This is a genomic window from Sandaracinaceae bacterium, from assembly GCA_020633055.1.
Classification (GTDB): domain Bacteria; phylum Myxococcota_A; class Polyangia; order Polyangiales; family Houyiibacteriaceae; genus JADJJE01.
The window spans coordinates 146,465-166,652 of record JACKEJ010000011.1; the positions used below are offsets into that span (position 1 = coordinate 146,465).

13 protein-coding genes and 1 pseudogene are annotated in these 20,188 nt (G+C 70.7%); 10 read left to right on the plus strand and 4 right to left on the minus strand.

The window, feature by feature from the left end; genetic code table 11:
- Positions 1 to 5: 5 nt before the first annotated feature.
- Positions 6 to 530 (minus strand): hypothetical protein, encoded by a 525-nt coding sequence (locus H6726_25135; protein MCB9660956.1) that lies wholly within the window; start codon positions 528 to 530, stop codon positions 6 to 8.
- A gap of 317 nt (positions 531 to 847) precedes the next feature.
- On the opposite strand from H6726_25135, the gene H6726_25140 reads away from it, so the two are divergent.
- From H6726_25140 to H6726_25150, 3 genes are all read left to right on the plus strand, one after another.
- The gene (locus H6726_25140; GenBank protein MCB9660957.1) at positions 848 to 2,596 is read left to right on the plus strand and encodes an acyl-CoA dehydrogenase family protein; all 1,749 of its coding nucleotides are present in this window, start codon (positions 848 to 850) and stop codon (positions 2,594 to 2,596) included.
- A 107-nt stretch (positions 2,597 to 2,703) separates the two neighbouring features.
- Entirely contained in the window at positions 2,704 to 3,141 is a 438-nt protein-coding gene (gene trxC, locus H6726_25145; GenBank protein ID MCB9660958.1) for a thioredoxin TrxC, read from the plus strand.
- 80 nt (positions 3,142 to 3,221) lie between these two features.
- On the plus strand, positions 3,222 to 3,572 hold the full coding sequence (locus H6726_25150; protein MCB9660959.1) for a hypothetical protein: 351 nt from the start codon (positions 3,222 to 3,224) through the stop codon (positions 3,570 to 3,572).
- A gap of 75 nt (positions 3,573 to 3,647) precedes the next feature.
- Here the strand turns inward: H6726_25150 and H6726_25155 are convergent, their stop codons facing one another.
- From H6726_25155 to H6726_25165, 3 genes are all read right to left on the minus strand, one after another.
- Positions 3,648 to 3,887 carry a hypothetical protein gene (locus H6726_25155; protein ID MCB9660960.1) on the minus strand — a complete coding sequence of 80 codons (240 nt, stop codon included), beginning with the start codon at positions 3,885 to 3,887 and terminating at the stop codon, positions 3,648 to 3,650.
- Positions 3,888 to 3,903: 16 nt separating this feature from the next.
- A complete protein-coding gene (locus H6726_25160; GenBank protein MCB9660961.1) occupies positions 3,904 to 6,768 on the minus strand; it encodes a hypothetical protein in 2,865 nt (954 codons plus the stop codon).
- Between the two features lie 260 nt (positions 6,769 to 7,028).
- The gene (locus H6726_25165; protein MCB9660962.1) at positions 7,029 to 10,895 is read right to left on the minus strand and encodes a hypothetical protein; all 3,867 of its coding nucleotides are present in this window, start codon (positions 10,893 to 10,895) and stop codon (positions 7,029 to 7,031) included.
- 313 nt (positions 10,896 to 11,208) lie between these two features.
- Here H6726_25165 and H6726_25170 point away from each other — a divergent pair, with 313 nt between their 5' ends.
- From H6726_25170 to H6726_25200, 7 genes and pseudogenes are all read left to right on the plus strand, one after another.
- The gene (locus H6726_25170) at positions 11,209 to 12,756 is read left to right on the plus strand and encodes a hypothetical protein (GenBank protein MCB9660963.1); all 1,548 of its coding nucleotides are present in this window, start codon (positions 11,209 to 11,211) and stop codon (positions 12,754 to 12,756) included.
- A gap of 222 nt (positions 12,757 to 12,978) precedes the next feature.
- Positions 12,979 to 13,092: pseudogene (locus H6726_25175) on the plus strand (hypothetical protein).
- 194 nt (positions 13,093 to 13,286) lie between these two features.
- Positions 13,287 to 13,571, plus strand: a complete 285-nt coding sequence (locus tag H6726_25180) for a fibronectin type III-like domain-contianing protein (protein MCB9660964.1) — start codon at positions 13,287 to 13,289, stop codon at positions 13,569 to 13,571.
- Positions 13,572 to 13,667: 96 nt separating this feature from the next.
- Positions 13,668 to 15,047 (plus strand): TolC family protein, encoded by a 1,380-nt coding sequence (locus H6726_25185; protein MCB9660965.1) that lies wholly within the window; start codon positions 13,668 to 13,670, stop codon positions 15,045 to 15,047.
- Positions 15,044 to 16,261 (plus strand): efflux RND transporter periplasmic adaptor subunit, encoded by a 1,218-nt coding sequence (locus H6726_25190; protein MCB9660966.1) that lies wholly within the window; start codon positions 15,044 to 15,046, stop codon positions 16,259 to 16,261. Before H6726_25185 ends, H6726_25190 begins: the two co-directional genes overlap by 4 nt.
- Positions 16,258 to 19,575 carry an efflux RND transporter permease subunit gene (locus H6726_25195; GenBank protein ID MCB9660967.1) on the plus strand — a complete coding sequence of 1,106 codons (3,318 nt, stop codon included), beginning with the start codon at positions 16,258 to 16,260 and terminating at the stop codon, positions 19,573 to 19,575. The genes H6726_25190 and H6726_25195 overlap by 4 nt, the downstream gene beginning before the upstream one ends.
- On the plus strand, positions 19,547 to 20,149 hold the full coding sequence (locus H6726_25200) for an RNA polymerase sigma factor (GenBank protein MCB9660968.1): 603 nt from the start codon (positions 19,547 to 19,549) through the stop codon (positions 20,147 to 20,149). The genes H6726_25195 and H6726_25200 overlap by 29 nt, the downstream gene beginning before the upstream one ends.
- Positions 20,150 to 20,188: the final 39 nt, after the last annotated feature.

Sequence of the window (20,188 nt, forward strand, 5' to 3'; positions counted from 1 at the left end):
CGCGCTCACCAGAGACCAGGCACCAAGCGGAAGGGAACCTGTTGGCGATACGCGCCGTGCCCCGGGAGCACGGCGAGGACGTGCTCCTCGGCGCGGATGCGCAGCGCCAGCGCCAGCGCCGCGAGCACCAGCGCGACCAGCGCACGCGGCGCGCCGAGGGGCGCGACGAGCGCCGCGAACATGAGCAGCTCCGACGCGTACATCGGGTGGCGCACGACGCGGTACGGACCTCGCACTACCAACGCGCGCGCCCCAGGGAGGACCGCGAAGGAGCGCCCGAGCGTCAGCATGCTGGCCACGGCACCGAGCGCGCCGAGCACGAACAGCGCTGCGGCCAGAGGACCAATCCGATCCCCGGATCCAATCGTGACGAGCGCTCCGAGCACCAGCGATGGGAGCGCGGACATCCACGTGTGCAGCGGGGCACGGTCACGCTCGGGCCGCCGACATGCGAACAGCCCGGCCATCACCAGGTGCAGCGCGACGACGCCTCCAGTGAGGAGCGCCGGGCGCGTCGCGGCAGAGAGCACGGCGCGCACTGCCACGTGCAGCGCAGTCAGCGCGAACGCGACGTCGGCGACGCGGGACCAGCGAGCGGCCTTCGTGACGCCCGGCTGAGCCCGTTCCGAAGAGACCTCGCTCAGTAGAACGTGATCCCCCAGTCGAGCGCGTACGACAACCCATTGAGGATGACGACGACCACGACCAACCCGATGATCCCGCCGAACTTGCTTCCGCCCTGACCCATGCGCACTTCCCTTTTGCTGGCCAGCGCGTCGCGCGCGGCCTACGCATGCTACCAGCTCACGGTGTAGAACGGGCGCGGGAACGGGTGTAGCGTGTCCACATGCCTCACTCCGAACCCGACAAGTCCGTCAGCTTCATGCGTTCTCTGTGCATGGGGCAGATCGAAGAAGACGTCCTCTTGCCCTTCCCCGAGATGAGCGAGGACGAGAAGGAAACGCTACGTGGCGTTTCGGAGGCGCTGGGCACGATGCTTGGTGCGCACGCCGAAGACTTCCGGCACTGGGACCGCGAGGGGCACTTCCCGGAGAGCTTCATCGAGGAGCTGAAGGAGTTCGGCGCCTTCGGCTTGGTCATCCCGGAGGAGCACGGCGGCCTCGGCTTCGGCAGCATGGCCTACTCACGCGCGCTGCAAGAGGTGGCGCGCTACGACGCGTCCACTGCGGTCACCATCGGCGCGCACAGCTCCATCGGCATGCGCGGGCTCCTACTGTTCGGCAACGAGGACCAGCACGCGCGCTACTACCCCAAGCTCGCCACGGGCGAGATGATCGCCGCCTTCTGCCTGACCGAGCCGGGCGCGGGCTCGGACGCCGCGTCCATCACGACCAAGGCCACGCGCGAGGGGGACGAGTGGGTGCTGGACGGCAACAAGCTGTGGATCACCAACGGGGGCATCGCGAGCTTCTTCACCGTGTTCGCGAAGACCGACGAGGGGCGCAAGGGGGGCATGACCGCCTTCCTCGTGACGAGCGACATGGAGGGCATCAGCATCGGCCCCCACGAGGACAAGATGGGCCTGCGGGCGAGCTCCACGACGACGGTCGCGTTCGACGGCGTGCGCGTGCCGGCGGCCAACGTGCTGGGCGAGGTGGGCCAGGGCTTCAAGGTGGCCATGAAGATCCTCAACTCGGGCCGCACGGGCCTGGGCGGTGGGTCCGTGGGCGCCATGAAGAAGATCATCGAGCTCGCCACGGCGCAGGCCAGCGAGCGCAAGCAGTTCGGCAAGCCCATCGCCGAGTACGGCCTCGTGCGCCGCAAGATCGGGCACATGGTGGTGGACTGCTACGCGGCCGAGGCCGTGGTGAGCGTGGTCGCCGGCCTGGTGGACGAGGGCTTCGAAGACTACGCCGTCGAGGCGGCCATCTCGAAGGTGTACGCCACCGAGGCGCTCTGGCGCACGGTGGACGAGGGCCTGCAGATCGCGGGTGGCAACGGCTTCATGTGCGAGTTCCCCTACGAGCGCATGCTGCGTGACTGCCGCATCAACCGCATCTTCGAGGGCACCAACGACATCCTGCGCCTGTTCATCGCGCTCAACGGCATGGACGGTGTGGCCTCACAGCTCAAGGAGCTGATGAGCGTCCGCAACTCCATCTTCTCCGCGCCCATCAAGGGCTTCGGCGTGCTGCAGGACTACGCGGCCAAGCACGCGCAGCTGGCGACGGGCGCGCGCGTCAAGGGCACCCACTTCACCAAGCTCTCCCCCGAGCTGGGCAAGCACGCGGAGGCGTTCGAGCAGGCCACGCGTGAGCTGGCCAGCGCCGTGGACCGCATCCTGCGCAAGCACGGCAAGGACATCATCGGCAAGCAGTTCGCGTCGAACCGCCTGGCGGAGATCATGATCGACCTGTTCGTGTGGGCCTGCGTCATGGCGCGCGTGAACAGCGCGATCGAGGCCAAGGCCAAGGACGTCGAGGCGCAGCTGCGCATCGTCGAGGTCTTCGCGGGCCGCGCCGGCAGCCGCATCCGCGCGAACTTCCGCAAGATCGACGACAACGACGACGAGCACATCAAGGCGCTCTCCGACCACGCCTTCGAGCTGGGCAAGTTCGGCTGGGACACGCTCTGACGGATGGCCCCACGGGGAGTCGCGCAGCCCGGGGGTAGCGGGCTGCGCGTTCGTTCTTACGGTGGTGGCGACCCCACCCTCATAGTGACCGAACGACAGGAGGACCCGTGCCCACGACTGCCAACGTCGTCTGCCCCCGCTGCCAGCAGATCAACCGCGTGCCCGAGGCGCGCCTGCGGCAGGACCCACGCTGTGGCGCGTGCAAGTCGCCCCTTTTTGGACTGGGTCCCGTCGCGCTCACGGACGCCACGTTCGACAAGCACAAGGAGCGCTCGGACATCCCGCTCTTGGTCGACTTCTGGGCCGCGTGGTGTGGGCCCTGTCGCGCCATGGCCCCCGCCTTCGAGCGCGTCGCCTCCGACTGGGAGGGGCGCGTGCGCTTCGCGAAGGTGGACACGGACGCAAACCCGGGCGTGTCGCAGAGGCATCAGATCCAGAGCATCCCGACGCTCATCCTGTTCCGAGGGGGCCGCGAGCTGGCCCGGGTGAGCGGCGCGCAGAACCCCGCGCAGCTGGACGGGTGGCTGCGCGCGCAGCGGCTCTGAGGGTTGGCGCGCCAGTCCTTCGGCACGGCGTCCGAAGTCGGCAGTCGACACGCGCCACGCTGCGCTGGCACACTGCACAGATGGGATACATCGGACTGGGGAGAATCGGGTATCAGCACCTCTTGGCGTTGCTGGCGCTCGTGCTGGCCGGCTGCACGCGCGGCTATGTGGAGACCGCCGACCTGGAGCGGCACAACCAGGGCCCCCGCGCGTGCCAGGCTCGCTGCGCCGAGATGGGCATGGAGATGGGCGCGCTGGTCCTCGTGTCCAACGCGCTCCCGGCGTGCGTGTGTCAGCCTCCTCAGGCCTTGCACGCCGAAGCGGGCGGGGGCGCTGGCGCGACCGGTGGACACGTGGTCATCGCGGCGGCCGCGGCCCAGGCGCAGCAGCAGCAGCGCCAACAGCAGGCGGCAGCTGCCGCACGTCGATAGCTGGCGAGACGACGCCCACGACATCGGCTCGTCCCATGGGACGATGGCCCTTCTGAGCGATGCGTCTCGCGTGGCTCACCGCCCGGTCGCAAGCGGCGCCTCGTCGAAGACCCCGCACGGGTCATCGCACACGGCCTCGTCCATGACCCCATCGCAGTCGTCGTCGAAGGCGTTGCAGACCTCGTCGACCGCCACCTGCCCCACGTTCGGGCAGGTGGAGCCGAGATCGGGCTCGTCGTCGACGGAGCTGGAGACGCAGCCGAGGGCGGCGACGAGGAGGAGGGGGGGTACGAGCGTTCGGAGTAGCTTGGTCATCGATGGGTCCTCGCCTTCAGAAGCCCAGGGCGCAGTTGGGAGCGTTCGGGAAGCCGTTGGGGTTCCAGCCTGCCGCGAACTGGGTGATGTCGTCCTCGATCAGCGGGAGGCACGCCGTCGCGCTCGCCGCGCGCTGGGCGACGATGCTCGCGAACCAGCCGAACCCCACCGCCTCGGTAGCGAGGCTGCTCTGGTTGCCAGCGAAGTGGGTGGTCCCCATCTGGGTGTGACAGCCTGTGCAGGACGTCGGGCCGTTCGCTGGGCACTCGCCTGGCGCCCAGGGGTTGCCGCACGCCTCTTCTCCGGGGCGCGAGTCGGTGCACATCGCAAAGAGGGCGAAGGGTCCACCGTTGAGCGAGCTCGGGCGGTCCGTGGCGCTGCCCGTGGTGCAGTGCGGGCTGTAGACCGTCGAGAGCGGCTGGCCGCCCTTGGTGAGCGTGTCGGTGCCCGCGTCGAGCCAGAAGGTCGACCACACGAAGTAGTCCGGGGGCGTGTCGAACATCTCCAGGTTGCCGTTGGCGGTCCCGATCGAATAGCCGATGTGCATGCCCACCAGGTACATGCGCGGCTCGTTGGGCGGGTCGTAGCTGTAGAGCGTGTTGGCGTCGGCCGAAGTGGGCAGGTTCTGGAGGGGCTGCCAGAACGTCTTGAGGACGTGCTCGCCCTCGGGGAACGGCGGCATCCACCACTGGTTCGGGCTGCCCTTGCACTGCGTCGCGCGCAGCGCCATGGCGCAGGGCGACTGGTAGTAGGTCTCCAGCACGTCGTGCACGCCCGGGCTGGTGAGGATGGACTTCTGGTGCGTGCTGCGCTCTTCCGGATGGACGGGCAGCGTGTCGAGCACGCCCTGATACGACTCCCAGAGGGGCAGACCCCAGTGCGCAGGGTGAGCATCCAGCCCCTGGATCTCGGCCACCTTCTCCAGCTCGCACCAGAAGAACCGCCGTGGCTGAGTCGCGCGGTCGATCATGCCGCCGCAGCCCGGCACCGGGATCTGCTGGATGATGTCGATGCCGCTCCAGATGATGCGCGTCGGACGCACCTGACCGGGCAGGCCGGGGACGACGGGCTCGGGGGGTACGGGCGGCAAGAGGTCGCAAGGCGGTAGGATCAGCAGCTCGGACGAGACGACGTCGGTGACTGCCACCTCGCAGTCGCACTGGTCCGTCGACGCGCCGTGAATGGCACGCGACAGGCGCCGCCCAAGCGCGCCCAGAGCCTCGTCATACGACCCGTTGGGGACGACGAAGTCGAAGGTAGCGGTGCGAGGGCCGCGCGTCCCGCCGACCACATAGGGCAGGTGCAGCGCGAACGACACCGTCTGTCGCGCGCCCGGTTGGAGCAGGTCGCGAGGGACGTCGATCTCGAGCTGGCCATCGACCATGCGGCCGGCGAGGTGACGGTCGATGCGGCTGGCCTCGAACTCGACGCAGAGGTCCGAACCGGGCGCCACGCCGAACGCCGGACCAAAGCGCGTCTCACCCGGCGCGGCGGGCTCGGCGTCGAAGATGGTCGGGCAGTGCGCGCCCGCTTCGATGACCGTCCCGACGCGCACCGTGAGGCGCTCCGGTGTGGACGATGCCGCGGGCACGGCCTCGGTCGGCCCGAAGCGCACGACGGCACGGTCGGGGATGGGCAGCCCGGTCCCGACGATGACCAGGTCGTCCCCTTCGCGGACCGGTCGGTCGAGGGGCGCACCGTCCGCAAAACGGATGGTGTGGATCTGAGGGCCGGCGGGCAAGCCACAGGCCAACGACCCCTCGACGAACCCGGGCTGCTCGAAGGGGGCCGCGGGCGGCTCTTCCCCCGTCCGCAGGAAGCGCTCGAGCTGGCTGACGTCGTCGGCGTCGCGATCGCCATCACCGTCGACGTCTCCCGCCTCGGAGCACTCGAGGGCCGCGCGGCGGTACACGTGGTGGCAGAGGGCGCGGTAGTCTTCGGTCGTGACCGCGCCGTCCTCGTCCACGTCGCCGCGCCGGATGCGCGTCCCCACGAACGACGCCGCACCCACGCGACGATAGCGGCCGTCCTGCGCGACCTCCACGTCGCCCCGCTGCCCAGACGCGGAGGTGTCGGGGACCGTGGCCACCAGCCGAGAGGACGAGGCCGCGTCGAAGGCGGCGACAACTCCGCCGATGCGCACGCTCTCGATGCGGTCGAGGTTGACCCCGCGGAACGTGAGCGGAGCGCCCGCGTGCAGCGCCTGCGGCTCGACGCACGCGATCTCAGCGCCCGGCTCCGGCGCGCTCAAGGCGATGCGGTGAAAGGTCGCGCTGCGCAGCGCCTGCGCGTCGTTCGAGGTCTGCATGACACCCACCCGCACTGGACCCATGAGGTCGCCTTGGGGGTCGACCACGGCGCTCAAGTGCGTCGCGCCGCCCACGACGCCCGTCCGGATGACGTCTCCCTCGCGCACCAGCTCGAGGACGACGGGCAGCGTCACCGGAACACTGGCGATCGGCGTGTCGACCGCCCCACCCGCCTGGCGCCGGATGCTGGAGCGGAGGAACGCGCTCCCGCTGGGCGCCACGTACGCCTCGACGGCCACGCGCGCGGCATGCAGCCCCCCCTGTGCGGCGAGCGCCACGAGCCCTCCCGAGCCCTCGGCGTCCACGCTGCTGACCATGGCCGTGAGCGTGAAGTCGTGGTCGCGCGGCTGGAACGCCACGCGGTAGTGGTCGTCCGTGTCGCCGAAGCCGTCCGTGGCCGAGCAGATGGCGATGGCGCCCGGCTCCGGGTCGGACGTGGAGCCCGGCCCCTGGTTGCTGGTCGTGATGGAGACCCAGTCCGGGATGTTCGTGTCGGCCGGACACCCCTGCGCGGAGGCAGGAGAGGCGGCGCAGCATAGGACCCCGAGAACGAGCGCTGCTGTCTTGTTCATACCCACGCAGACAAGGTGGGCCCGGGCGAATGGCCGAGCCATGGTCAATTCTCTTCCCGCCCAATCGGATCCCCGGACGGTCAGCGCAGAGCGGGTCGACCGGAGGGCGTGATCACCACTGTCCCCACCGACGACTCTGCAGGGTCAGGTTGATGACCCGCACTTGGTCTTCCGAGAGCTCCTCCGGCATGCAGTCGTCGTCGCTCATGACGTTGTTCCCAAGGAGGGTTCCACGGGTGACTTGTCGCGGAGGGCGCGAGCTATGGAGCCGGCCTTCGACACGTCCCGGGCATGGCCGAGCCGCTGGCCAGGTTGATGACCACGTCGTCCATCGCGGCGAACGAGTTGCCGGCGGCCTCGAGCGCGGACCGCAGGGTCGCGGCGTTCGTGGTCGCGCTGCTGAGCTGCTGGACCACGACGGTCCCCGTCTGTGCGTTCCTCAGCACGAGGTTGCGCCCAGTGGCGTAGCTGGCGTCGACACTCGAGAAGCAGGACTCGCTCGTGTTGAAGGCCCACAGCTCCGCGGCATTGCTGGTGCTACAAGCGCCAACGCTGACAGCGTCCAGGCTCAGGTGCGTCGAGGACGTGTCGTGCGCCTGGAGGTCCAGCCACGGGCCGGAGCCAATGCACGCTACCTGGCTTTGGGTCACGGCCACGGTGAGGTCGGCCTGTAGACGCGAGCGGAGCGTCAGCCGAGTCGAGGTCTGGGGGGAGAGGTCGCTCAATGTGGCGTCGAGGCGCGTGCCGGGCGCTCCGTCCGCGACGATCGACACCGTCAAGGCACCGCTCAGGTTGCCGAGCTGCGCGGCGTGCAGGCCGGCCTCGTCCGTGAAGACGGTGACCGCCTCGCCGGTCGCGTTGACCTCGAGGTCGCGCAGCACGACGCTCGCGACGTTCTCGAAGAGCACCCGGCTGGCGACCACGCCGGCGCTGCCCGCGGTCCCGTTGCCCGCCAACACGAACGGCCCCGACGAAGCGCTGGTCGCGGGCGTGACACGGATGGCGTCGTTGGCGCTGCCCGTGTCCACCTCGTCCAAGGTCACCCCCGCAGGCCCCAGCGTGGCGCTGCCCGTGACGCACACCGCAGCGCGGTTGTCCATGGCGCGCACGACGTTGCGCGTGATGGCGACACCAGGCAGCACCTCGATGGGCGCTCGGCTCATGAAGAGGGCCCCACATCCCCCGCTCCCGCCACTGCCGCTGAGCGTAAGGTCGACCCCGCGCAACGTGTAGAGCGTCCCCGGGGCCGCCGTGCCACTCGAGCCATCGCTGAACGCCGTAGCGCCGCCCACGACGTTCAGGCGTAGGTCGGTGATGTCCACCTGCAGCGGCTCGCTCGCCGGCGGATTGATGCGCACGTCCCCGTCCGCCTCGAAGCCGGCGGCGACCTCGAACACCCCGGCGGCGCCGCTCAACCGAAAGGTCCCACCGATGGCGACGCGCGCGAGATGCACGTCCACGACCGTCTCGGGCCCCGCCTCGCCCAGGCTCAGCTGAATGCCCCCGTCGCCCTCGACGCTCGAGACTGGGTCGCTCGGCCGGTGGTCGTCCACCCGCACGGCCAACAACCCGCCCTGAAGCGACAGGCTGGTACCGCCAAAACCGACGAAGCTGCACTCGCGCATGACCACGCTGCCCGCACCCACGCTGGCGTTGTCGAGCACGAGGCCGCTCGCCGTGTTCGTGGGCGGCGCCTGCAGGTTCAGCTGCTCGAGGCGCAGCTCGGAGCGCAGCCGCAGGTCCTGGCTGGAGATGAGCGTGCCGCTCGTGGGGGCCGTGGCGTCGAACCCGCGCAGCACGTTGCGCTCGTTGATCCGGATCTGCGCGTTCGAGATGCTGGCGGGCGCCGTTCCCCCGAAACGCAAACCGTGGCCATAGTCGCTCTCGCTGCGGCCGCCATCCAACACCTGTCCATCGCGCAGCGTCAGTGTGGCCAAGCTCGGCAGCGCCACCGTCCCCTGAACCAGCAACAGGTCATCCTCGTCGGCCGCGCTCTGCGCCTCGGCGAGCGTCGTGAAGGGGCTGTCGACCCGGCCGTCACCCGAGACGCCCGCGCCGCCATCCACGTACCAGGCGCGCTCGTTGACCACGACCGTCTGGATGGCCTGCGTAGAGCCTCCGAAAGCCCCGGCCGTGAACACGAAGGTGTCGTTGCCCACGAACCCCGCGGGGCTCAGGTAGCGGTAGCTCCCGTCCTCGAAGACCTCGACCTGTCCCCCCTGCGTGGTTGGTCCGCTCCCCGAGAACACGGGGGTGATCTCGTCTTCATCCACGTTGGCGTCGAGCGTGCCGTAGCTCCAGGTGTTGCCCCACGCCTCCTCGCTACCGGCGGTCGCGGCCACCCCCGTGGCGCCCTGCCAATCGGTCACCAACCACACCCCGCCTGCGCTCAGCGCGAGCTGCACCCCGCCCTGCGCGAACGGCGTGTCGGGCACCGTGCTCCACAGAGGGTCGCTCGCGTCGTCCAAGCGCAGCAGCGTGGGGGTCAGGGGCGCCCCCACGAAGGGCACCTCCAGCGTGAGGGGGACGCTCGGCTGCCCTTCGATCTCCACCACCCAGCGCGTCCCGTCGGAGGCCACGCCAGACGGCAGCTCCGGGGCCAGGTCCAGGGGCAGCTTCGCGAGGCGCACGATCGTGGGCACGCTGAACGCGCCCCCTACGATGGACAGTCTCCCCACCTCACCAAAGTCGCCGACGAGCTCGAGCGTGCCCCCCTGCGTGTGGAACACGCCGACCACGCCGCAGACCTCGCCCTCGTCCACGCGTCCGTCGCAGTTGTCGTCCACCCCGTTGCACACCTCGAAGGCGCCCGGAAAGACCATGCCATCCATGGGATCGCAGTCGCCAGCGAGCGGGCTGTACCCGGCGGGCGCCTCGGCCGCGTTCATCCGCTGCGTCACATCCCCGTATCCGTCCGCGTCGGTGTCCTCGTAGAACGCCCGCAGCGCACCCTCGTCCTCGTCGATCTCGCCGTCGCAGTCGTTGTCGCGACCGTCCACGAAGTCCACGGCGCCGGGGTACGTGAAGGGGTCGCGGTCGTTGCAGTCGTCCGCGTCGCCGCCACAGGCGACGTCCGCGTAGCCGTCACCGTCGTCGTCCTCGCGGTCGCCAGGGGCGATGACGTAGGCCGTGCGCGCATCACAGTCGTCGTCGAGGCCGTTGCAGAGCTCGTCGGCGAGAGGGTTGATGGTGTCGTCGGTGTCGTCGCAGTCGCTGGCGACGAAGCTCGCCCCCCCGGCCGGAGGCAGGCAAGCCAGCACGGGGCTGCTGTGGGGGTCTCCGTAGGCGTCGTCGTCCGTGTCCGCGTACCACGTGACCGCCGTGGCGCTCTCGTCGGTGCGCGTATCGCAGTCGTTGTCGACGCCGTCGCAGGTCTCCGTGGTCCGCGGGGCGCGCGCCGGGTCCGTGTCGTCGCAGTCACCGGCCACCAACGCGAAGCGTGGCGCCCCGTAGCAAGCCCGCGCCTCCATCAGCAGGTCGCCGCTCTGGTCCCGGTCGCGGTCCACATAGCCCGCGACGTCCACCCCCTCGTCGATGTCTCCGTTGCAGTTGTTGTCGAAGCCGTCGCAGACCTCGGTGGCACCCGGATGGACGCTGCGGACCAGGTCGTCGCAGTCATCGCCGCAGGTCGTCCCTCCCGCCGGCAAGTCGTTGCAGCAGACGGCGTCGACGGCGCCGTCGCCGTCCAGGTCGCGGTCTCCAACGGTCACGGGGTTGCAGTCCTCGTCATGCCCGCTCAGGTCGCAGAGCTCGACGTTGCCCGGAAAGCGGTTGGGGTCGCCGTCGTCGCAGTCGTCGCCACCGCACACCACCGCGGTGTGTCCGTCGCTGTCTTCGTCACCATCGGTGCAGTCGACGCACACATCGCGTCCTTCGTCGCAGGTCAGGTTCGCGCAGGGAGCGCTCGCGGCGACGCAGCCGCGCTCGTCCGCACTGGGATCGCTCGGCGCACAGGTCTCGGCGCCGTTGCAGAAGACACCGTCGTCGCAGCTCGCAGCGGACGTACAAATCGCGGGGCCCGCGTCGGGGAACCGAGGAAGATCGCCACCGCACCCGACGGCTGCGAAGGCGGCGCTGGTCGAGAGGGCGACCGCGATGGCCGAGCGCAGACGGGGGAGAGCAGGCATGTGGGTAGATACCAGTCGAACGACGACGCTGCCTAGCCCACGTTGGGACCATTCCGTCGTGCCACGTCGCGTCCATGGCGTGCGGGAGGCAACGGCGACGTGCGTGAGTACCGTCATCGACGCGGTCGCCTCCCCGTCTCGATGTCGCTCGTGTTGCCCAACGCCCGCTGGGGGGCGGCAGCTCGGGGTGCGGACGAATCATCTAGCGCCATGCCCCCCACCGTACGCACCGGGCACCCTGAACGGGCTTTCCTGCGCACCCCGAGCTGACATACCGTCCCACCGTCGGTGACGACTCGGAAGAGGAGCTGGGATGTTCGGATGGTTCGGTCGCAGTGGCCGCAAACGTGCTGCTGCCACGCAATTGCTCGCGGGAGACGTAGGCTCCGAGGCTGTCTTCGCCGGGCTCCCTGCAGACGAGCGGGACGCCGTGTTCACCAGCGTCACGAGGCAGCTGCTGTTCGACGGTCATGCCACCGCCGCAGGCCGGATCGCGGATGCGCGGCTCGCGGTCGGACCCGAGACCGAGGAATCGCTCATGATGGCCGACGACGTGTACGCCGAGCTGGGGGACCTCGAGCGATGCGTGTCCATCTGCGAGCAGCTCGTGGTGCTCACGGACGAGGCCGTGCCCCACGTGGTGCGCTTCGCCTCCCGGCTCGTCGCCGTTGGGAGCGCGGCCGACGCGCTCGAGGTGCTGGACATGCCCGGAATGAAGAAGGCCCACTGGGTGGATACGGCGGCCGTGAGAGCCGAAGCGCTCGCCGCGCTCGAGCGACCCGAGGAGGCGATCACCCTCTTGGCTGCGCTGATGGCGCACGACGACCGCGTCATGCGCTCGTCGCTCGACCGGTTCGAGTGGCAGGCGGCGCATGACCGTGCGGAACGTGTGGGACCGCTGCACGACGCGCTGGTCGCCGAGACGCGAGGAGCCGAGCAGGTCGTGGTCGCGGCCATGCGCGCCGGTCGACTCCACCCGCGCGCCGCGGTGAACTTCCGGCTCCTCGCGGAGTCGCTGATGGTGGAGTCTGCCTACGTGCCGGAGCAGGTGGCGGTCGAGGATCCGCACACCACACTCACGGCCGGATACGACGACCGCGACCCTTGGTCAGTCGCCCGCTTCGGCGCCGCCAAGCTGAGGACGGGGGCTGTGGCCGAGGCGAACCGCTTGTTCGAGCGCTGTCGGGAGCTCGATGGGCGCTGCTTCGCGGCCTACCGTGGCTTGGCGGCGGTGGGGTCGGTACGGGTGACGCGCACCTTCGACAAGATCCACACTCTCCCAGACCCATGCGTCCCGCACGGAATCGAAGAGGTGGTCGTCGATTGGCCCCGTCTCACGGAGGTGGAGCGGAGGATCGTCGCGGCCTCGGTCCACCCCCTCCGAGGTGTCCTGCCAGCGCTGCGCGAGGAAGGCGCGACGTTCAGGTTCCTGCCGATCGACGTGCGGACTGTGGACCTCCCGGAGTTCGCGGAGCTGACCAGCGCCACGTTCGAAGACCATCGGAACTTCGCCGCGCTCGGCGGAGTCGCCTCCTCTCACGAACGCCTCGCCACATCGCGAGTCGAGGATCTGCTGGGCTTCGCGGATGACGGAGGGCTCGTCTTCGCCCACGAGTTCGCGCACCTGGCCTATTTCTGTCTGCCCGAGGACAACACCTTCGCCGACATGCACGCCGTAGCCATCAACGCTCCGCACGTTGGGACGAGCTACGAGCTCTCGAACGAAGACGAGTTCTTCGCGGGCGCATACGAGTCCTACCTGTGTCAGGTCTGGGGCTTGTCGAACCGTCGGATGGAGGACGACCTCGGTGTCTATGCTACCGCGTTCGCGAGCTTCGACGACCTCGCGCGGCGGGGCTAATTCCGGGGGTACGGGCCACCCCGACCCACCCACGACGACGCCGGGGCCACCTCGAACGGGTGCACCCTTGGACGCGTGCTGGAGATCGTTCATCGTGTTCGCCCCCGCAGGCGCGGCCGGGCAGGACCATGAGTGCCGAGAAGCGACGACGACCGAAGCACGTGACCCTCGAGACGGGCTTCGTGCGCGACCAGCTGCGCGCGCGGCCTCACTCAGCGTGAGCTGGCGTCTCGCGTGCATGTGGAGCCCCGCACCCTGCAGCGCTGGTTCGCTGGCGCGAAGGTCGACGTCGCGGCTGCCGAGCGCATCGCCAAGGAGCTGCAGTGCGGGATGGGCGTGCTGTGCGTGGCGTTGCCTGCCTCCTATGCGCGCGCTCCCTCGGCCTGGTTCGCGCCCTCGTCACCGTGGACCCGGCTGCTACAGCGCGACGCCGTGGCCCCGCTCTACCCTTCGGATTCGGACGGAGCTACACGACCTTCACCCTCTCGAACGGGACGGTCATGGTCGAGGGGGAGGAGCTGGTGGCCTCCGTGGACGTATCGAACACCGGCGCCATGGGCGGCCGCGAGACCGTGCAGGTGTACGTGGGCGCGCCTGACACCTTGGGACCGCGAGCCCCCCGAGACCTCCCGGGCTTCGCGCAGGTCGAGGTGGCGCCCGGCGCGACGGAGACGGTGCGCATCACGGTGCCGCTCGACACGCTGCGCGTGTGGGACACGGCGGCCGCGGCGTGGTCGCTCCCCGAGGGAGCCTACGTGGTCGAGCTGGGGACGGACGTGGAGACGCTCCCGATTCGGGTGGTGCTGGACATCTGACATCGTCGCTTCTTCGCTCTCAGCGGTGGCACGGGGCGCGGACGTGAATCTCAGGGAGGCGCGAACCCTTTTCCGGGCTCGCTGGCTCGTACGGGCATGTCCCCCCTCGCTCGCTACGCGCTCCTCCTGACCGGCCTCTCCGGGTCCCTGTCGCTGCTGGCCCCAAGGGCCAGCGCCCAGGAGGCGCATCCGCTCACGCTGGGCGACGCCCTGCAGCTCGCCCAGGAGCACGACCCGCGCTTGGCCGGCGCCCGTGCGCAGCTCGCTCGGCGGGACGCAGAGGCCATGGCCGCGCGCGGCAACCTGCTTCCGAGGCTGGACTTCGAGCAGTCGTTCACCCGCGGTGACCAGCCGGTGTTCGCGTTCGGCACGCGGCTGTTGCAGGGGCGCTTTGGCGCGGCAGACCTGGCCCTGCCCGCCCTGAACGGGCCGAGCGCCATCACGGACCACGCGTCGCGGCTGGTGTTGCGCGTGCCCCTGATCCACGCGGAGGGCTGGTTCGGCGCGCGGGCCGCGCGTGAAGCCGAACGGGCGGCGGAGGCCTCGCTCACCCAAGCCGAGCTGGAGCTGGCGGCGCAGGTCGCCCGGGCCTACCACGGGGCGCAGCTGGCGAACGAGGGCGCGCGCGTCGCGGAGCAGGCAGTGCAAGCCGCCGAGGCGGACGCCGCGCAGATGCGCGCGCTGGTCGCGAACCAGATGGCCACTGACCAAGACCTGTTGATGGTGGAGCTGCACCTCGCCGTCACGGCGGAGCGCGCCATCGAGGCGCGTCTGGCAGCCGAGTCCGCCCTGGCCGCGCTGCACGACGCTCTGGGGCTCCCCTTGGACCAGGTCAGCGCGCTCGTCTCACCGGTGCCCGAGACCTCGGATGCCACATCGAGCGCGCGGGTCGACGTCGAGCGCCTGCCCCTGGACGAGCACCCCGAGGTGCAGCGCGCCCGCGCCACCGAGGCCGCCGCGCTCGCCGCTCACCGGGCCTCCTTGGCGCGCTTTGCCCCCGTCCTGTCGGCCGCCGCCGAGCTGCAGAGCCACCGCTCCCGGCTCGTCGACGGAAGCCACGGGGAGAGCTGGACGGTGGGTCTGGTGCTGCAAGTCAACCTGTTCAACGGCCTGCGCGACCTCGCCCAGCGCCGCGCCACCGAGGCCGACCTGGACGCTGTCCACGCCAGCCGCGCGAGCGCCGAGTCCGCGGTGCGCCTCCGCATCCGGCAGGCCGAGCTCTCCCTCGAGGCGAGCGAGGCCCGGCTCACCGTCGCCGCCCGCTCCGTCGAGGTGGCGCGTGCAGCCAGCGAGCTCGCCCGGCGCCACCTGGAGCGGGGCATGAGCGACGCGGCCACGCTCGTGCGCAGCGAGGCAGCTCTGTTGGACGCCGAGCTCAACCTGCTCGCCGCCCGCCACGCCCGTGAGCTCGCGCGCATCGAGCTGGGCGTCGCCCTCGGTCGAACCTCCGTCACCCAAGAAGAGGTGTCCCCATGAACCCCACGCATCCCACGAAGTCGATGAAGCCCATGTCGTCCCTAGTCCCTCGTACGTTCCTCGCGCCCTCCTCGCTCGCCCTCGTCGCGCTGTTCGCTCTCGGCTGCGGCTCGGCGCAGGCCGACGCGCCCGAGCACGGCGGCGGTGAGCCAGACGCGGTGTCGGTGCAGGTCGCCCAAGCCACGGAGGGTCCGGTCGCGGCCTCCTACACGGGCACGGGCACGGTCCGCGGGCTCAACACCGCCACCCTCACCAGCCGCATGATGGGCTACGTCCGCACGCTCGACGCGACCGTGGGCCAGCGCGTCACGCGCGGACAGCTGCTGGCCACGCTGGACGACGCCGACCCCCGCGCCGGGCTGCTTCAGGCCCGCGCCGGCACGCTCGAGGCCGAAGCCGCGCGCGTGCAGTATGCGCAGCAGGCGGATGCGGCCGAGGCCGACCTCCGGCTGGCGCGCACCACCCACGAGCGCATCCAAGCGCTGGCCGCCGAGCGCGCCGTGCCCCAGCAGCGCGCCGACGAAGCCGCAGCCGCGCTCCGCGCCGCCGAGGCCCGGTTCGCCGCGAGCCAGTCCGGCATGAACCGCGCTTCGTCACGCATCGCCCAGAGCCAGGCCATGGTCCAGAGCGCGCGCAACGCCCTCGAGTACACGCGCGTCCGCGCTCCGTTCGACGGGGTGGTGCTCGCCCGCCCAGCGCAGGTGGGCGACCTGAGCGCCCCCGGCATGCCCCTCTACATCCTGGAGCAAGACGGCGGACGGCGCGTCGAGGTGGCCCTCCCCGAGTCGATGGTGGGTACGGTCTCCGTGGGTCAGGCCGTCACCGTGCGCGTGGAGGCCGCCGAACGTGTCCTGACGGGCACCGTCGGCGAGGTATCGCCGCTGGTCGACCCCGCCGCGCGCGCGTTCATGGTCAAGGTGGACCTGCCCGCGGACGCGCTCGACGGCGTCGACCCGGGGATGTTCGCCCGTGTGCTGTTCCCGCGGCCCGCCGAGGTGCGGCTGACCGTGCCCCGCGCCGCCGTCTCCGCGCGGGCGTCCCTCGACCGCGTGTTCGTGGTGAACGACGACGTCGCCGAGCTGCGCCTGGTGACCCTGGGTGCAGCCGTGGACGACGAGGTGGCGGTGCTGTCCGGCCTGTCGCCAGGTGAGACGGTGGTCGTGGATGCCCCCGCGACGCTGCGTGACCGTGACCATGTGGAGGTGCGCCCATGAGCTCCGAGCAGCCCAAGTCCGGCATGGCCGGCCGCCTCGCCGGCGCGTTCATCGGCAACAAGCTGACCCCGGTGCTCATCGTCAGCGCCGTCGCGCTCGGCGCCTTCGCCGTGCAGCTGCTCCCGCGCGAGGAGGAGCCACAGATCAAGGTCCCGATGGTGGACATCTTCATCGGCATGCCGGGCGCCACCGCCCGCGAGGTGGAGCAGCGCGTCTCGTCCCCCGTCGAGCGCCTGGTGCAAGAGGTGCCGGAGGTGGAGTACGTCTACTCCACCTCGAGCCCCGGTCAGAGCCTGGTCATCGCGCGCTTCCGCGTCGGGGCCAGCGAGGAGGACGCCATCCTGCGCGTGCGCGACCACCTCGCGGCGCACGCCGACCGACTGCCCAGCGAGGCCACTGCGCCCCTCATCCGGCCACGCTTCATCGACGACGTGCCCGTGCTGGCCGTCACGCTGTTCAGCGAGCGCTACGACAGCGCCCAGCTGCGCCGCGTGGCGGACGAGCTGCGCGCCGAGCTGAAGCAGGTCCCGGACGTGACGGAAGTGCAGGTCATCGGTGGCGAGGCGCGCGAGGTACGCGTGCTGATCGACCCCGAGCGCCTCGGCGCGCGCGGCCTGTCGCCGCTCGCCATCACGCAGGCGCTCGCATCGCAGAACGCGCGCATGCCGGCGGGGTCCGTCGCCGAGGGCGGGCGCGAGCTGCTGATCGAGACGGGCGCGGCGCTCGAGAACGCAGACCAGGTGCGCAGCGTCGTCGTCGGCGCCTGGGAGGGACGCCCCGTGTACCTGCGCGACGTGGCCGAGGTCGTGGACGGCGGGGCCGAACCTGCCTCGTACGTGCGCTTCGGCGCAGGCGCTGCGGCCGAGCACGACGAAGTAGCCGCCCGCGCAGGAGAGAGTGAGTGGCCCGCCGTGACCCTCGCCATTGCCAAGCGCGAGGGCACGAACGCGGTCGCGGTGGTGAGCGCCGTGATGGCGCGCCTCGAGACCCTGCGCGGCACGCTGGTCCCCAGCGACGTGCAGTTGAGCATCACCCGCGACTACGGCGAGTCCGCCGCCGAGAAGAGCGACGAGCTGCTGCTGCACATGGGGGTCGCCGTGGTCGGCGTGGCCCTCTTGATCCTCATCGCGCTGGGCCGACGCGAGGCGCTGATCGTGATGCTGGCCATCCCCGCCACCCTCGCGCTCACGCTGACCGTCTTCTACCTCTACGGCTACACGCTCAACCGCATCACGCTGTTCGCGCTGATCTTCAGCATCGGCATCTTGGTGGACGACGCCATCGTGGTGGTCGAGAACATCGCGCGCCACTACCACCTGCCCGAGAACCAGGGACGCCCGCTGCTCGAGGTGGCGGTGCGCGCCACGGACGAGGTGGGCAACCCCACCATCCTCGCGACCATGACGGTCATCGCGGCCATCCTGCCGATGGCGTTCGTGGGCGGCCTGATGGGGCCCTACATGCGCCCCATCCCAGTCGGCGCGGCGGCCGCCATGGTGTTCTCGCTGATCGTGGCCTTCGCGGTCACCCCTTGGGCCTCGGTGCGCCTCCTGAAGCGCCGCGACGCGGGTCACGCCGGCGAGGGGGAGCACGGCGGCGGGCACGGGCACGACGCCCCCGAGGGCGCCTCGACACGCGCGTATCGCCGCTTCGTCGGGTTCCTGATCCGCAGCCGACGCGCGCGCTGGACCTTCCTGATCGGCATCCAGGTGCTCCTGCTGGGCAGCCTGGCGCTGGTCGCGGTGGGCTGGGTGAAGGTCAAGATGCTGCCCTTCGACAACAAGAGCGAGTTCCAGGTGATGGTGGACATGCCCGAGGGCACCACCCTGGAGGAGACCGCCCGCGTCACTCGCGCCCTCGCGGACGTGGTGCGGCAGCGCCCCGAGGTGGTCAGCTACCAGAGCTACGTCGGCACGTCGGGCCCCATCACCTTCAACGGCCTGGTGCGCCACTACTACCTGCGCCAGGGCAGCCACATGGCGGACATCGTCGTGAACCTGGTGCCCAAGCACGACCGCGACACCCAGAGCCACGACATCGCGCGGGCGCTGCGCGAGGAGCTGCTGCCGGTGGCTGCGCGCTTCGGTGCGACCCTGCAGGTGACCGAGGTGCCCCCCGGGCCTCCGGTGCTGCAGACGCTCGTGGCCGAGGTCTACGGGCCCAACTACGAGCGGCAGATCGAGCTCGCCGGACAGATCCGTGACGCGATGACCGCGCTCGACGGCGTGGTGGACGTGGACGTGTTCATGGAGACCGCCCAAGCCGAGCGCCGCTTCGTGGTCGACGACGAGAAGGCTGCGCTGCACGGCGTGAGCGAGGCGCAGATCGCACGGACGCTACGCCTGGCCGTGTCGGGCGAACAGGTGGGACGCCTGCACGACGAGCGCATGCCGAGCGACGTGCCCATCCGCGTGCAGCTCGACCGCGCGACGCGCTCGGACCGTGACCGCCTGCTGGCCACACCCATCGCGGGGGCCGACGGACGCGTGGTGCCCCTGCGCGAGCTCGTGCGCGTGGAGGACGGCGTCCAGGAGCACAGCATCTACCACAAGAACCTGCTGCCCGTGGTCTACGTGACGGGCGACGTGGCTGGGGCCATCGAGAGCCCCGTGTACGCCATGCTCGAGCTCGGGCCGGCGCTCGACGACATCGCGCTGCCCGAAGGGTACGCGTTGACGCAGCTGACCGCCGAGCAGCCCAGCGACACCAGCCGCTACGCGGTGAAGTGGGACGGCGAGTGGCACATCACGTACGAGGTCTTCCGCGACCTGGGCGTGGCCTTCGGGGTCGTGCTGCTGCTCATCTACGTGCTCGTGCTCGCGTGGTTCCGCTCGTACCTGGTGCCCATCGTGATCATGTCGGCCATCCCGTTCTCGCTGGTGGGCATCCTCCCGGCGCACGGGCTGCTCGGCGCGTTCTTCTCGGCCACGTCCATGATCGGCTTCATCGCGGGCGCGGGCATCGTGGTGCGCAACTCCATCATCCTGGTGGACTTCATCGAGCTGCGCTTGGCCGAGGGCATGGCGCTCGAGGACGCGGTCGTGGACGCGGGGGCGGTGCGCTTCCGGCCGATGGTGCTGACCGCGGCGGCGGTCATCGTGGGCGCCGGCGTGATCCTGTTCGACCCCATCTTCCAAGGTCTCGCCATCGCGCTCATGGCGGGCGAGGTGGCCTCGCTGCTGCTCTCGCGCATGACCGTGCCGCTGCTCTACTACTCCCTGCGCAGCCACCAGGAGGCGCGGGCGCGCGTTTCGCGTGGGGACGCCAGCTGCTACGGTGACGCCCATGGTGAACCGGAAGTCAGCGGCGCGTAGCGACGAGGCGCTCATCGAGCGGGCCAAGAGCGGAGACGGCGCGGCGATGCAGGCACTCCTCACCGAGCTGAGCCCCTCGGTGAGGCGCTTCGGCCAGCAGCTGTGTCGGCACGAAGCCGACGCCATGGACGTCATGCAGGACACGCTGCTGGCCGTGGCCTCGCACCTGGGCGACTTCGAGCAGCGCGCGGCGCTCTCCAGCTGGGTGTTCGCGCTGGCGCGGAGCGCGTGCAACCGTCGTCGCCGGGGACTGAAGAATCAGCCCCACCTGCCGGAGAGCTCGGTGGCGCACCAGGCGGACGACGGGGCGACCCCGGAAGAGCGGCTGGAGGCCGCGCAGGTGGGCCGCGCCATCGGACGCGCGCTGTGCGGTCTGCCCGACGCCCAGCGCGAGGTCATCGTGATGCGCGACCTGTTGGGCCTGAGCGCCGCCGAGACTGCCGAGCGGCTGGGCATCACCGTGCCCGCCCTGAAGAGCCGGCTGCACCGCGCGCGGACGGCGCTGCGCGTGACGTTCGAGGCGCTCCCTCCCGCAGGGGACGACGAACCGTGGGACTGCGCGCGGCTGCCGTGAGTCGCAAACCGGAGGCTGCTGGCGCGCCGTCGACGAAGG